Annotated in this window: 15 protein-coding genes and 2 pseudogenes; 6 read left to right on the forward strand and 11 right to left on the reverse strand. The window is 52.0% G+C overall.

What is annotated here, in order from left to right; all coding sequences use genetic code 11:
• The coding region (locus tag BFF42_RS27470; RefSeq protein WP_242412324.1) for a hypothetical protein at nt 1-72 on the forward strand (72 nt) is incomplete at its 5' end.
• 187 nt (nt 73-259) lie between these two features.
• On the opposite strand, the gene BFF42_RS01565 is transcribed toward BFF42_RS27470, so the two are convergent.
• The 6 genes from BFF42_RS01565 to epd form a co-directional block, all read right to left on the reverse strand.
• A complete protein-coding gene (locus BFF42_RS01565) occupies nt 260-1,000 on the reverse strand; it encodes an oxidative stress defense protein (RefSeq protein WP_000669834.1) in 741 nt (246 codons plus the stop codon).
• A 92-nt stretch (nt 1,001-1,092) separates the two neighbouring features.
• Nucleotides 1,093-1,728, reverse strand: coding sequence for an arginine exporter ArgO (gene argO / locus BFF42_RS01570; RefSeq protein ID WP_000493360.1), 636 nt, complete (start codon nt 1,726-1,728; stop codon nt 1,093-1,095).
• Between the two features lie 138 nt (nt 1,729-1,866).
• A complete protein-coding gene (mscS, locus tag BFF42_RS01575; protein WP_000389818.1) occupies nt 1,867-2,727 on the reverse strand; it encodes a small-conductance mechanosensitive channel MscS in 861 nt (286 codons plus the stop codon).
• Between the two features lie 357 nt (nt 2,728-3,084).
• Nucleotides 3,085-4,164 (reverse strand): class II fructose-bisphosphate aldolase, encoded by a 1,080-nt coding sequence (fbaA, locus tag BFF42_RS01580; RefSeq protein WP_000034377.1) that lies wholly within the window; start codon nt 4,162-4,164, stop codon nt 3,085-3,087.
• A 214-nt stretch (nt 4,165-4,378) separates the two neighbouring features.
• Nucleotides 4,379-5,542, reverse strand: coding sequence for a phosphoglycerate kinase (gene pgk, locus BFF42_RS01585; protein ID WP_012421409.1), 1,164 nt, complete (start codon nt 5,540-5,542; stop codon nt 4,379-4,381).
• Nucleotides 5,543-5,591: 49 nt separating this feature from the next.
• Nucleotides 5,592-6,611 carry an erythrose-4-phosphate dehydrogenase gene (gene epd / locus BFF42_RS01590; RefSeq protein ID WP_000218480.1) on the reverse strand — a complete coding sequence of 340 codons (1,020 nt, stop codon included), beginning with the start codon at nt 6,609-6,611 and terminating at the stop codon, nt 5,592-5,594.
• A 371-nt stretch (nt 6,612-6,982) separates the two neighbouring features.
• Here epd and BFF42_RS01595 point away from each other — a divergent pair.
• The 5 genes and pseudogenes from BFF42_RS01595 to BFF42_RS01615 all read left to right on the forward strand — a co-directional run bounded on the left by BFF42_RS01595 (nt 6,983) and on the right by BFF42_RS01615 (nt 10,058).
• A pseudogene (locus BFF42_RS01595) lies at nt 6,983-7,413 on the forward strand (PPC domain-containing DNA-binding protein).
• A 22-nt stretch (nt 7,414-7,435) separates the two neighbouring features.
• A complete protein-coding gene (locus tag BFF42_RS01600) occupies nt 7,436-8,014 on the forward strand; it encodes an ECF transporter S component (protein ID WP_000124312.1) in 579 nt (192 codons plus the stop codon).
• Complete coding sequence (locus tag BFF42_RS01605) at nt 8,015-8,722, forward strand: energy-coupling factor transporter transmembrane component T (protein WP_000553217.1); 708 nt, start codon at nt 8,015-8,017, stop codon at nt 8,720-8,722.
• Nucleotides 8,710-9,387, forward strand: coding sequence for an ABC transporter ATP-binding protein (locus BFF42_RS01610; protein ID WP_000256969.1), 678 nt, complete (start codon nt 8,710-8,712; stop codon nt 9,385-9,387). Before BFF42_RS01605 ends, BFF42_RS01610 begins: the two co-directional genes overlap by 13 nt.
• A complete protein-coding gene (locus tag BFF42_RS01615) occupies nt 9,381-10,058 on the forward strand; it encodes an ABC transporter ATP-binding protein (RefSeq protein WP_000956892.1) in 678 nt (225 codons plus the stop codon). Before BFF42_RS01610 ends, BFF42_RS01615 begins: the two co-directional genes overlap by 7 nt.
• Here BFF42_RS01615 and BFF42_RS01620 read toward each other — a convergent pair.
• The 5 genes and pseudogenes from BFF42_RS01620 to BFF42_RS01640 all read right to left on the reverse strand — a co-directional run.
• Complete coding sequence (locus BFF42_RS01620) at nt 10,030-10,743, reverse strand: nucleoside/nucleotide kinase family protein (RefSeq protein ID WP_000687707.1); 714 nt, start codon at nt 10,741-10,743, stop codon at nt 10,030-10,032. The two genes, BFF42_RS01615 and BFF42_RS01620, sit on opposite strands and share 29 nt — an antisense overlap.
• Nucleotides 10,740-11,249 carry a fumarase E gene (fumE, locus tag BFF42_RS01625; protein WP_001096659.1) on the reverse strand — a complete coding sequence of 170 codons (510 nt, stop codon included), beginning with the start codon at nt 11,247-11,249 and terminating at the stop codon, nt 10,740-10,742. The genes BFF42_RS01620 and fumE overlap by 4 nt, the downstream gene beginning before the upstream one ends.
• 21 nt (nt 11,250-11,270) lie before the next feature.
• A complete protein-coding gene (glpX, locus tag BFF42_RS01630) occupies nt 11,271-12,236 on the reverse strand; it encodes a class II fructose-bisphosphatase (RefSeq protein ID WP_000987291.1) in 966 nt (321 codons plus the stop codon).
• A pseudogene (locus tag BFF42_RS01635) lies at nt 12,233-13,165 on the reverse strand (zinc-binding dehydrogenase); the annotation flags it as partial. The gene glpX and the pseudogene BFF42_RS01635, both read right to left, overlap by 4 nt.
• 16 nt (nt 13,166-13,181) lie before the next feature.
• Nucleotides 13,182-13,415: IS1 family transposase (locus tag BFF42_RS01640; protein ID WP_001393844.1), on the reverse strand; the 234-nt coding region annotated here is incomplete at its 5' end.

Raw genomic sequence — 13,415 nt, forward strand, 5'->3', positions numbered from 1 at the left:
GCGAGACGACGCTGCGACGTTCTGTTCGCCATGATGCGCGACGGGACTTTTTATACCCCGCAGGGGTCATAACATGCTTGACAACTTAATAGGGGCACCTCCCCGCATCCTTGTCCGCTTAACCGTTTCAGTCAGCCTATCCTTGATGAAACCGCGAGCAAAGATAGGTGATTACGTCATGGTTTTACAGAAAATTACAGAAAAAGGAGGCAATATCGGGTAAAGGCATTAGCCCGACGAATACGTCGGGCTACAAGTATTATTGTGCTGCAGGTGTTTTAGCGGGTTGTTGATCCACAGGTTCTAACTGGAAGACCACATCGACCTGATCATCAAACTGAATAGCGGCCTGCTCGTAAGTTTCCTGGGCAGACACCGGCGCGGCATCGGCTTTCATCATCCGCACCATTGGGCTGGGCTGATAGTTGGAAACATGGTAGCGCACGCTATATACCGGCCCCAGTTTACGATGAAAGCCGTTCGCCAGTTCCTGCGCCTGATGAATCGCGTTATCAATCGCTGCCTTACGCGCTTTGTCTTTATAGGCATCCGGCTGCGCCACGCCCAGCGACACTGAACGAATTTCGTTAAGACCCGCCTTCAGCGCGCCATCCAGCAAGGAATTCAGTTTGTCTAACTGACGGAGCGTGACTTCCACCGTTCTCACAGCGCGGTAGCCTTTCAGGATACTTTTACCATCCTGATAATCATAATCTGGCTGGGTGCGTAAATTCGCTGAGCTGATATCTTTTTTCGCGATCTGATTGAGTTCAAGGAAGGAAATGTATTGTGCGACGCGCTCATCTGCCTGTTTCTTGGCTGTAGCGGCATCCTTCGCGGCCACGTTAACTTCAATCGCAAGAGTGGCAATGTCTGGCACCGCATCCACACTTGCCGTACCGGAGGTGACAATATGCGGTCCATCCGGCAATTCGTTAGCCTGCGCTGCCATCCCGCTAATACCCATTAATGCCGCTAGGGCGATAACTTTGAACTTCACGTTAGTCTCTCCGTGTTAATTGACTTGCCCAAAATTCAGGACCTCTGGAGGCAAGCTTAGCGCCTCTGTTTTATTTTTCCATCAGATAGCGCCTAACTGAACAAGGCTTGTGCATGAGCAATACCGTCTCTCGCCAGCTGCAAGGCTATAAACCACATGACACATCCCACTACCAGATTGATAATGCGCTGTGATTTTGCCGTGCGCAGGCGCGGTGCCAGCCAGGCTGCGAGAATAGCCAGACCAAAGAACCACAGGAAAGAGGCGCTAATTGTCCCGAGCGCAAACCAACGTTTTGGTTCGACGTCAAGCTGCCCGCCAAGGCTGCCCAGTACAACAAAAGTATCCAGGTAAACATGCGGATTCAGCCAGGTCACTGCCAACATGGTGGCGATAATTTTCCATCTGCCTTGCTTCAGGACTTCGGCACTAGCTAACTCAATATTACTACTCATCGCTGTTTTAAAAGCGCCAAAACCATACCAGAGCAAGAAGACTACGCCGCCCCAGGTGACCAGCGCCAGCAACCACGGCGACTGCATCAATAACGCGCTACCACCAAAAATCCCCGCGCAAATCAGGACCAAATCGCTGATAGCGCAAAGTAAGGCAATCATAATGTGGTACTGACGACGAATGCCCTGATTCATCACAAAAGCATTTTGTGGGCCGAGCGGCAGAATCATAGCTGCCCCAAGAGCAAGACCTTGAAAGTAATAAGAAAACACGTTGGATATTCCGAATTAAGTATCTGATGCAGAGACTATATCGCGAGATTGTTATTAGCGGAAATTGATAATATTAATTGGCAATCAGAATAACTAATAAGAGAGAGGCCAGAGAGTATTATCTGGCCTCAGCGTTGATTACGCAGCTTTGTCTTCTTTCACCCGCTTAAAGTTCACATCCATTTGCGGGTACGGGAAGCTGATACCGGCGGCATCAAATTCACGTTTAATACGCTCCAGCACATCCCAGTACACGTTTTGCAGATCGCCGCTGTTGCTCCAGACGCGGACCACGAAATTAATCGACGATGCACCAAGTTCGTTCAGGCGCACAGTCATTTCGCGATCTTTCAAAATGCGATCTTCAGACTGGATAATATTGGTCAGGATCTGCTTAACCTGATCGATATCGGAATCATACGCCACGCCAATAATAAATTCGTTACGGCGAACTGGCTCGCGGGAGAAGTTAATAATATTTCCGGCAATAATTTTACCGTTCGGAATAACGATAATTTTACCGTCTGCAGTACGCATGGTGGTGGAGAAAATCTGCACACTCAGCACAGTACCGGCTACGCCGCCGAGGTCAACATATTCTCCGGCACGGAACGGTCGGAACATGACAAGTAACACGCCAGCGGCCAGGTTAGAAAGTGACCCCTGCAAAGCCAGACCAACAGCTAAGCCTGCGGCACCGAGTACAGCAATGACTGACGCTGTTTGTACACCCACGCGTCCCAGGGCAGCGATTAGCGTAAAGGCGATAATACCGTAACGGACTAATGCAGAAAGAAAATCAGCAACAGTGGCATCGATTTTACGGGAGATCATCAGGCGATTCACCGCGTTGGAAATCATCCGCGCGATAATCAAACCAACGATGATGATCGCGAGTGCCGCCACGATGTTTACTGCATAACTTAGCAGCAGCGCCTGGTTAGCTACCAGCCAGCTTCCCGCGCCGTTTATGCTATCGACAACATTCAAATCTTCCATTCAATATTCCTTTTCAACTGACTCAAAATGGAGAAATACACTCCGCCGCCTTATGACGGGCAGTCTGACAAGGGTAAACAATAAAGCATAATTTTGCCAAATAGATCACAGATTTCTCATCTGAATCACCTTGCTTTTGGCGAAAAAATCCCCGCAGAGCGGGGCTCAGACAGATATCAATGTGCGCTTTGTCATGCCGGATGCGGCGTGAACGCCTTATCCGGCCTACAAAAACCTGTAAATTCAATATATTGCAGGATACGTGTAGGCCTGATAAGCGTAGCGCATCAGGCAATTTTGCTTTTGGCGAAAAAAAGACCCGCAGAGCGGGCCTTGAGATAAGCAGAAAGGAATATCTTACAGAACGTCGATCGCGTTCAGTTCCTGGAATGCTTTTTCCAGACGAGCGATCATCGAAGTCTGACCGGCACGCAGCCATACGCGCGGATCGTAGTATTTCTTGTTCGGCTGATCTTCGCCTTTCGGGTTACCCAGCTGACCCTGCAGATAAGCTTCGTTCGCTTTGTAGTAGTTCAGAACGCCTTCCCAGGTTGCCCATTGGGTATCGGTATCGATGTTCATTTTCACTACGCCGTAGCTTACGGAGTCTTTGATTTCCTGAGCAGTAGAACCGGAACCACCGTGGAATACGAAGCTCAGGCTGTTGTGCGGCAGGTTGTGTTTCTTAGAAACATATTCCTGAGAATCACGCAGGATGGTCGGAGTCAGAACCACGTTACCCGGCTTGTAAACACCGTGTACGTTACCGAAGGACGCAGCGATGGTGAAACGCGGGCTGATTTTGCTCAGCTCGGTGTATGCGTAATCAACGTCTTCCGGCTGGGTGTACAGTGCAGAAGCGTCCATGTGGCTGTTGTCCACGCCGTCTTCTTCACCACCGGTGCAACCCAGTTCGATTTCCAGAGTCATGCCGATTTTGGACATACGCTCCAGGTATTTAGAGCAGATTTCGATGTTCTCTTGCAGAGATTCTTCAGACAGGTCGATCATGTGAGAAGAGAACAGCGGCTTACCGGTAGCTGCGAAGTGTTTTTCACCCGCGTCCAGCAGACCGTCGATCCACGGCAGCAGTTTCTTCGCGCAGTGGTCAGTGTGCAGGATAACCGGAACACCATAATGTTCAGCCATCTGGTGAACGTGATGCGCACCAGAGATCGCGCCCAGGATAGCAGCACCCTGCGGAACGTCAGATTTCACGCCTTTACCAGCGATAAAGGAAGCACCACCGTTGGAGAACTGAACGATAACCGGCGCTTTAACTTTAGCAGCAGTTTCCAGTACGGCGTTGATGGAGTCAGTACCGACGCAGTTTACTGCTGGCAGTGCGAAGTTGTTTTCTTTTGCTACCTGGAAAACTTTCTGTACGTCATCACCAGTGATTACGCCAGGTTTTACGAAATCAAAAATCTTAGACATGTCTCTTGTCCTGTATCGTCGGGCCTTATACTCATCATACTTCAAGTTGCATGTGCTGCGTCTGCGTTCGCTCACCCCAGTCACTTACTTATGTAAGCTCCTGGGGATTCACTCTCTTGTCGCCTTCCTGCAACTCGAATTATTTAGAGTATGAAAAAATGCGTGCTCTAAAAGCGCGCTGAAACAAGGGCAGGTTTCCCTGCCCTGTGATTTTTTACTTCTTAGCGCGCTCTTCGAGCATCGCTACTGCAGGCAGTACTTTACCTTCCACGAATTCGAGGAATGCGCCGCCGCCAGTGGAGATGTAGGAGATTTTGTCAGCAATGCCGAACAGGTCGATTGCTGCCAGAGTGTCGCCGCCGCCAGCGATGGAGAACGCTTCGCTGTCTGCGATAGCGTTAGCCACGATTTCAGTACCTTTGCGGAAGTTCGGGAATTCGAACACGCCAACCGGACCGTTCCACAGAATGGTTTTCGCATTCTTCAGGATTTCAGCCAGTTCCTGAGCGGAAGCATCACCGATATCCAGGATCTGCTCGTCAGCTTTCACATCGTTAACAGATTTCAGGGTAGCCGGTGCAGTTTCAGAGAACTCGGTTGATACGCGAACATCAGACGGAACCGGGATGTTGCAGGTGGTCAGCAGACGTTTAGCTTCGTCAACCAGGTCAGCTTCGTACAGGGATTTACCCACATCGTGGCCTTGTGCCGCGATAAAGGTGTTAGCGATACCACCACCAACAATCAGCTGGTCAGCGATTTTAGACAGGGAGTCCAAAACGGTCAGTTTGGTAGATACTTTAGAACCACCAACGATAGCCACCATCGGGCGAGCAGGTTCTTTCAGTGCTTTACCCAGCGCGTCCAGTTCAGCTGCCAGCAGCGGGCCTGCGCACGCAACGTCAGCGAATTTACCGATACCGTGAGTAGAAGCCTGCGCGCGGTGAGCAGTACCGAATGCGTCCATTACGAACACGTCACACAGTGCAGCGTATTTTTTGGACAGGGTTTCGTCGTCTTTCTTCTCGCCTTTGTTGAAGCGAACGTTTTCCAGAACAACCAGTTCACCTTCAGCAACGTCAACGCCGTCGAGGTAATCTTTAACCAGACGAACCGGGTTAGACAGTTTGTCTTTCAGGTAGTTAACAACCGGCAGCAGAGAGAATTCTTCGTTGTACTCGCCTTCGGTAGGACGACCCAGGTGGGAAGTTACCATCACTTTTGCGCCTTGTTTCAGGGCCAGTTCGATGGTCGGCAGAGAAGCACGGATACGCGCGTCGCTGGTTACTTTCCCGTCTTTTACTGGTACGTTCAGATCCGCACGGATAAATACACGTTTCCCAGCAAGATCCAGATCGGTCATCTTAATTACAGACATGGTGAATCCTCTCGTTGATTCTAAAAGTTTTGCAGACGCTGCTTGCGTCTTACCTGAAAGCAACAGTAGCCATAGCTAACGTCGTGTCGAGCATTCGGTTAGCAAAGCCCCATTCGTTATCGCACCAGACCAACGTTTTGATCAGGTGTGCGCCACTGACCCGGGTTTGGGTGCCATCGACAATGGCACTGTGCGGATCGTGGTTAAAATCTACAGAGACCAACGGCAATTCCGTATAGTCAACTATACCATGAAATGCACCTTGTGCTGCTTTTTGCAGCAACAGGTTGACTTCATTGGCTTTTACAGGTTTCTTCACCGTCACGCTTAAATCGATTGCCGTCACATTTATGGTTGGCACACGTACCGCAATCGCTTCAAAGCGATCGTTAAATTGCGGAAAAAATCGTGTGATACCGGCGGCCAGTTTAGTATCGACCGGAATGATCGACTGGCTGGCTGCCCGGGTGCGACGCAGGTCAGGATGGTATGCATCAATAACCTGTTGATCGTGCATGGCGGAGTGAATTGTGGTCACAGTGCCGGACTCAATACCGTACGCATCATCTAACAATTTGATGACGGGAATTATGCAATTCGTGGTACAGGAAGCGTTAGAAACGATGCGGTGTTCCGCACGAAGTTGATCCTGATTGACGCCGTAAACAACGGTCGCGTCGAGATCGTTACTGCCAGGATGTGAAAAGAGCACTTTTTTGGCCCCGGCGGCAATATGCGCTTCGCCATGCTCGCGGGAGCCATATACGCCGGTGCAGTCGAGGACTACATCAACGCCAAGTTCACGCCAGGGGAGCGATTGCAGTGAACGTTCATGCAATACGCGGATGGCGTCATCACCAACAAAAAGTTGATCGCGTTCCTGTCGTACTTCCCATGCAAAACGGCCATGGCTGGTGTCATATTTCAACAAATGCGCCATGCCCGCAGCATCCGCCAGTTCGTTGATTGCCACCACGGTAATTTCCGCCCGGCGTCCGGATTCATACAAAGCACGAACCACATTACGCCCGATGCGACCGAAGCCATTTATCGCTACGCGTACGGTCATAGATCTCCTGCAAGGTTTTCCCTGAGCAAATTTGCCAGACAGAGTAATCCAGCAAATCGTCCGGGGAAACCTTACCTGTCGCAAACTGCGACTGATTGGTTAATTGTCGAACATTTAATCGACTGAAACGCTTCAGCTAGGATAAGCGAAACGTGGAATAAAAGGAATGATTGTCCAGTCAAAGAAAGCAATTATCTGACTTACGTCACGTTTTCAGCCCCGCCCCTGTGGAATTTATTCCACTTTGCAGAATCACGAATAAGCGTAGCAAAATCTTTTCGTTGTGCCGTCACAAACCCTGACTTATATCAGAATATGACTGATGCAGCGTCGATATTATCCGCAATACGTCCGAGTTTCGGAGTACTCCAATGATGACATTGCCCTACCCATATTCTTCCTCCGCACGCTTTTACGCACTGCGCCTCCTCCCCGGGCAGGAAGTTTTTTCCCAGCTACACGCTTTTGCACAGCAGCATCAACTTCATGCGCCTGGATTGCAGGCTGTACCGGTAGCCTGACTGACGTCGCCTTGCGCTATGCCAGGCAAGAAGGCACCACGCTCCTGAACGGTACATTCGAAGTGATCTCACTAAACGGCACGCTGGAACAGAGTGGTGAGCATCTTCATCTCTGCGTTTCCGATCCACACGGCACGATGCTTGGCGGTCATATGATGCCCGGCTGTACCGTGCGGACCACGCTTGAACTGGTGATCGGTAGCCTTGAGGAACTGGCGTTTAGCCGCCAACCTTGCGCGCTTTCTGGTTACGACGAGTTGCATATTTCCCCCGTTAAATAACTACTTTCAAAGAGGTTTTCTTATGGCGCGTAGCCACTTTTCCAGTCAGGCACTGGTGTTGATCGTTATATCTATCGCCATCAATATGATCGGCGGGCAACTGGCCAGCATGGTCAAATTACCTATATTTCTCGACTCCATCGGCACACTTATTAGCGCGGTACTGCTTGGTCCGGTGATCGGAATGCTGACCGGCTTACTGACCAATTTACTCTGGGGATTGCTGACCGACCCGATCGCCGCCGCATTTGCACCCGTCGCGATGGTCATCGGCCTGGTCGCCGGTTGGCTGGCGCGAGCGGGTTGGTTTCGCACCCTGCCAAAAGTCGTTGTCAGCGGCGTGATTATTACGCTTGCGGTAACGGTCGTCGCTGTACCGCTGCGTACTGCGCTGTTCGGCGGTGTCACCGGTAGCGGAGCCGATTTGTTCGTTGCCTGGATGCACTCGATGGGGCAAAACCTGGTGGAGTCGGTGGCGATTACGGTGATAGGCGCGAACCTGGTCGATAAAATTCTTACAGCGGTGATTGTCTGGCTTTTACTGCGCCAGCTGCCGATTCGCACCACGCGCCATTTTCCGGCAATGGCTGCCGTGCGCTAAATGCATCCATTTACCTCATTAACACTGTGGGCATTGGCGGCCTGCACCACGCTTATCCTGCCCGCGCAGACCATTTTGCCGATCTATAGCGCGGCGACCTTTTTCTGCCTTATTGCGCTAAAGGCCACGCGGCGGCGGGCAAAATATGTCGTCTGGCTGATGTTCTCGCTGGGAGCCGGGCTGTGGCTGGTACACGGTGGCTGGCTACCAGAATGGCTAAGCGGCACGCCACGCTCGCCAGAACGGTGGTCGCATGCTATTACGCTCTGGTTGCGGATTCTGGCGATTGTTTCAACCTCACAGTTGTGGATGCAGTACGTCCCCGTGCAATGTTTTATTCGCGCTCTGTTTGCTTCTCGCCTGCCGCCAGGCGTCGCTTATCTGTTTGCCGGGCCGTTATTGGTCGTTGAGCAGTTAAAACGGCAATTAGCGATTATTCATGAAGCGCAGCGTGCCCGCGGCGTGCCGCTGGATGAGGGCTGGTATCAGCGTTTACGTGCGATGCCCGCGTTAATTATTCCGCTAACACACAATGCGCTTAACGATCTGGCTGTCCGTGGTGCGGCGCTGGATATGCGGGCATTTCGGATCCACAACCGACGAACAACGTTGTGGGCACCAGCCGATAGCACCCTACAACGCGTAGCGCGTTACACCATGATCTTGCTGATGCTGACAGAATTCGGAGCGTGGATATGGTTACGTTAGAACAGTTCCGTTATTGCCCGACACACTCAACGCATCCTCCGTTCTGTTATGACTTTCACTATGTCAAACCGGGGATGGTCGCCATCTTTGGTGACAACGGCAGTGGCAAAAGTACGCTGGCACAGCTGATGGCGGGCTGGTATCCGGACTTTCTGCCAGGAGAGATAACAGGCACGGGGACGCTCCTCGGTACGCCCATTGGGCATCTCCCGCTTAATGAACAATCCGCCACCATCCAGCTCGTCCAGCAATCGCCCTATTTGCAGCTCTCCGGCTGTACCTTTAGCGTGGAAGAAGAAGTTGCCTTTGGGCCAGAAAATCTGTGTCTTGCTGAAGCAGAGATTATGGCGCGGATTGATGCCGCCCTGACTCTGACCGAGTGCCAGCCGTTGCGCCATCGTCACCCGGCAACACTCTCCGGTGGAGAGACACAGCGCGTGGTCATCGCCTGCGCCATCGCGATGCAGCCAAAGCTCTTAATTCTTGATGAAGCCTTTAGCCGCCTGACGCCGCAGGCCAGCGAAATGCTGTTGCAGCGCTTACAACACTGGGCGTTTGAACGTGGTTCGCTGATTATTCTTTTTGAACGTCATCGCACACCTTTCCTGAACTACTGCCAGCAAGCGTGGCAATTGCAAAACGGAGCGCTCCAGCCACTATGTTAACGTTAAATCAGATATCTTATCGCTGGCCTGGCGCGGCAACGGATTGTCTTTGCGACATTTCTCTGCAACTCAAACAAGGTGAATGGTTGGCGCTGACCGGTGACAATGGCGCAGGGAAATCGACGCTGTTACGAGTAATGGCAGGTCTTCTTACGCCCACAGCCGGTACGGTTATGCTGCAACAACAGGCGATGAAAAACCTGAAAAACCGCCAGCGCGCGGCAAAGGTTGGCGTACTGTTTCAGGAAGCGGAAAACCAACTTTTTCACAGCACCGTCGCTGACGAGATCGCATTTGGTTTGAAACTGCAAAAATGCCCGGCGGATGAAATCACTCAACGTACCCATGCTGCCCTGCAATGTTGTCAGTTAGCAGACACTGCCAACTCGCACCCGTTGGATCTGCATAGTGCGCAGCGACGGATGGTCGCCATCGCCTGCCTGGAAGCACTCTCTCCGCCACTATTACTGCTGGACGAGCCGAGTCGGGATTTTGACGAAAATTGGTTGAGCGTGTTTGAAAGCTGGCTGGAGAAGTGCCGCCAGCGAGGCACGAGCGTGGTAGCAATCAGTCATGACGCCGCATTTACCCGGCGTCATTTCTCTCGTGTGGTGCGACTGGAAGATGGTGTAATCAGGAACGTTAATCCACCAGACGATATTCACCCGTAGCGGTCATCATTAAGGTCAAATTTGCAGGCAGACTCTCTTCCAGCACCCGGCGAACATTCGGCCCGTCGGTACGGTCATAAAAGGCTTCTGCATCTGCCAGCGATACCCCTCCCGCCAGCTTGCGCCCCACCAGACGCTCCCGCAACGCAGTAGCTGGCGCGTTGATAAAGATCGAGAAATCACAAAATTGCGCAAGCTGGCACCACTTCTCGTCGTCCAGCAACAACCAGTTTCCTTCGACGATGACGAGTGGTGCGGTAACGTGCAACGCATCTTCAACAGGATCATGCTTTTGTCGATCGTACTGCGGCCACGTACAATCCCCTTCCACCACCTGGCGCAGATTTTCCGCCAGTTTCGCAACGTCAAATGTCTCTGGTGCGCCTTTGAAGGGGCGCAATTGATGCGCGTCCAGCCAGCTATTGTAATGGTGAAAACCATCCATCGGGAGCGTCTGAATAGCGGGCAGCTCCGGGGCTTGTTGCGCGAGATATTCCCAGAAGGTGGTTAGGGTAGATTTACCCGTCCCCGGCGGAGCGCAAAGAAAAACCACCGTACGCCGCTGCGGATTTACCGTCTGTAAGGCCGCCAGCATACGCAGCAACGGTTTATGTACATTTTCAATCTCTTCGTTCTGGTACTGTGCCTGTATCTTCAGCCCATTCACCGTTAATTCAATTTTCACGGCGTTAATTCCTTTAAGATTGTCGTTACTGCCAGCGTCAGCGCCGTTTTGACCATCCCGCTAAAACGCGCCTCTGACCAGACGGCGAAATCGGCGAACTTCATCGCTTTCAACGCGTCATAGAGCATCGCATTGCGGGTTATGCTATTGACGTTGCTGATAAAATCCCAGGTCATGTCATCGGCAAATCCGGGCGTTTCATCCTGTTCGTTCAGGTAATGCCAGAACTGGGAAAAATGCGTGATATCGGCGTACAGCCATTTATCCATTTTCCCCAGCGCATAAATCAAACGCAGCGCAACATCAATATCGTCAAGCGGGCCGCTTTGGGCGAGTAACGGCTTCACTGCATATTCCACGATCTCTTCATCGTTATCGACAAACAGCGACGGCAGAAACTGGCGTATCCCCTGGAGCAAAATAGAATGCGCAGTTTTCATAAATGAAAATAAATTGTCCTGTGCATCCAGTTGCTCAAGCACATCATCTTCTGTCAGCTTCGCTATTGGTCTTCCGATAGATCACCATCAATGCAGGGAGTCTATTATATTACACGTTTGGTCCGCGCCGCCGATCAGTAATGTCTGCGTCCGCACCCCATTCGCCGTCTGTTGGATACCGTTCACCAACTCGCCGCCCGTCACGCCCGTAGCGCTAAAGAGGATATCGTTCCCCCTCACCAGTTCATCGAGCGAGTACACACGGTTAACGTCAACGCCCATTGCCTTGCAACGCTTGCTCTCCTGCTCTGCAATCTGCCGATTTTCCGTGTAATCCCCTTTAGCCTGACAAAAGTCAATCAGCTCGGCCTGCATATCCCCGCCTAATGCTTTAACGGCACAGGCAGAAATCACGCCTTCTGGCGCACCGCCGATGGTGTACATCACATCGTAAGGATTATCCTGCCAGCAGGTCAGCACGCTGGCGGCGACATCGCCATCCGGCAGGGCAAAAACCTTCACGCCCAGCTGTGTTGCTTCCTCAATCGCGGCACTCAGGCGCGGTTTATCCAGCGTAACCATGCGCAGCTTGTCCAGCGGTTTACCTAACGCCCGCGCCACGTTACGCAAGTTGTCCGCCAGAGGCAAAGACAGATCAATCACCCCGGCAGCCAGTCGATTAACAACCAGCTTTTTCATATACATATCGGGCGCATGTAACAGGCTATCCCGAGGGGCGAAAGCCATGACCGCCAGCGCATTGCTCTGCCCCATCGCCACCATCCGCGTGCCTTCAATAGGATCAACCGCGATATCGACTTCTGGCCCATCGCCTTTGCCCACCTCTTCGCCAATCCACAGCATCGGCGCATGGTCAATTTCTCCTTCGCCGATAACCACTCGTCCACGAAAAGCGACGTCGTTTAATGCCTGGCGCATCGCGGTGACCGCCAGGCCATCAATTTTATTTTTGTCGCCACATCCGGTTTGCGGCCAGGCAGCCAACGCTGCCTGTTCCGTAACGCGAAATAATGGCCACGCCAGGGACATCATTGCGCGGCCTCCCCGATATCAATGCCAAATTGTGCCAGCAGATATTTCTCGGCCTGTTCATTCCAGATGCCGTGCGTTTCCTCAACCAGCCGCGCCAACTCTTTAAATAGCGGATCGGTTTTGCCTTTTTCGGCAAAATCGGCAATGGCAGTGAGCGGCATGGTCACGCCGTTATAAATGAGTTTTTTACCGCCAGGGATATCCGGCAGATTGAGCACGGTATCTGGCACCGCATCCAGCCCACCGATATGCGTGACCATAAAGGACGGCTGCAACTGCCCCGTGGCGCTTAACGCAATCGCCTCTTTCATGTCGTCCGTTGAACCGCCGGATGTACCGACTACGTGCGTGCTGTTGTAATGGACGTTGTAGAAATTAAACGGCACTTTGAAGTTTTTATCCGTCGGCCCGGCAAAGAAGTTCAGACAGCCATCTTCCGCCAGTAATTCGTCAGCCATCTCAACGACAGCTGGCACCGCCGCATAAACAAAAATGTCATCGAACCCGACATCTCCTGTCAGCGCCCGCAGCGTCTGGACCGGATCGCTCATCCCTTTGGTATTCACATACACCAGCTCAATGCCTTTACTGGCCGCCAGATCCACCGGCAGCAGCTTCTGCACCTGCGCCAGGCGTTTGTCGTCGATATCGACCACCACCACCCGTGACGGTTGTATGCCACCGTTAATGGCGTAATCGATAGCGCCAATGCCCATCGGACCCGCACACGCCAGCAGTGCAATATTGCCGCCAGGTTTGACGCCCATGCGATGCTCATAAACATATTGCGTGGTGTGATAATTGGCATGATAAGCACCAATAATGCAGCACATAGGCTCTACCAGCGACGCCGCAGCAAAATAAGAGCCGTGATACGGTAATACGCAGCCCAAATTAATGGCGATTTCGGGAATAATCATATAGGTGGCGGGTAATGCTGCCAACTTACTGATAGTGTTTTATGTTCAGATAATGCCCGATGACCTTGTCATGCAGCTCCACCGATTTTGAGAACGACAGTGACTTCCGTCCCAGCCTTGCCAGATGTTGTCTCAGATTCAGATTATGTCGCTCAATGCGCTGAGTGTAACGCTTGCTGATAACGTGCAGCTTTCCCTTCAGGCGTGATTCATACAGCGGCCAGCCATCCGTCATCCATACCACGACCTCAAAGGCCGA

Source organism: Shigella sp. FC1661 (assembly GCF_001712525.1).
GTDB lineage: Bacteria > Pseudomonadota > Gammaproteobacteria > Enterobacterales > Enterobacteriaceae > Escherichia > Escherichia coli.

Excerpts from the sequence above, each read along its gene's own strand:
- epd (WP_000218480.1), bottom strand. The coding sequence starts at position 6,611 with ATGACCGTACGCGTAGCGATAAATGGCTTCGGTCGCATCGGGCGTAAT.
- glpX (WP_000987291.1), bottom strand. The coding sequence starts at position 12,236 with ATGATGTCCCTGGCGTGGCCATTATTTCGCGTTACGGAACAGGCAGCG.
- BFF42_RS01605 (WP_000553217.1), top strand. The coding sequence starts at position 8,015 with ATGCATCCATTTACCTCATTAACACTGTGGGCATTGGCGGCCTGCACC.
- BFF42_RS01600 (WP_000124312.1), top strand. The coding sequence starts at position 7,436 with ATGGCGCGTAGCCACTTTTCCAGTCAGGCACTGGTGTTGATCGTTATA.
- fbaA (WP_000034377.1), bottom strand. The coding sequence starts at position 4,164 with ATGTCTAAGATTTTTGATTTCGTAAAACCTGGCGTAATCACTGGTGAT.
- BFF42_RS01615 (WP_000956892.1), top strand. The coding sequence starts at position 9,381 with ATGTTAACGTTAAATCAGATATCTTATCGCTGGCCTGGCGCGGCAACG.
- mscS (WP_000389818.1), bottom strand. The coding sequence starts at position 2,727 with ATGGAAGATTTGAATGTTGTCGATAGCATAAACGGCGCGGGAAGCTGG.
- BFF42_RS01610 (WP_000256969.1), top strand. The coding sequence starts at position 8,710 with ATGGTTACGTTAGAACAGTTCCGTTATTGCCCGACACACTCAACGCAT.
- pgk (WP_012421409.1), bottom strand. The coding sequence starts at position 5,542 with ATGTCTGTAATTAAGATGACCGATCTGGATCTTGCTGGGAAACGTGTA.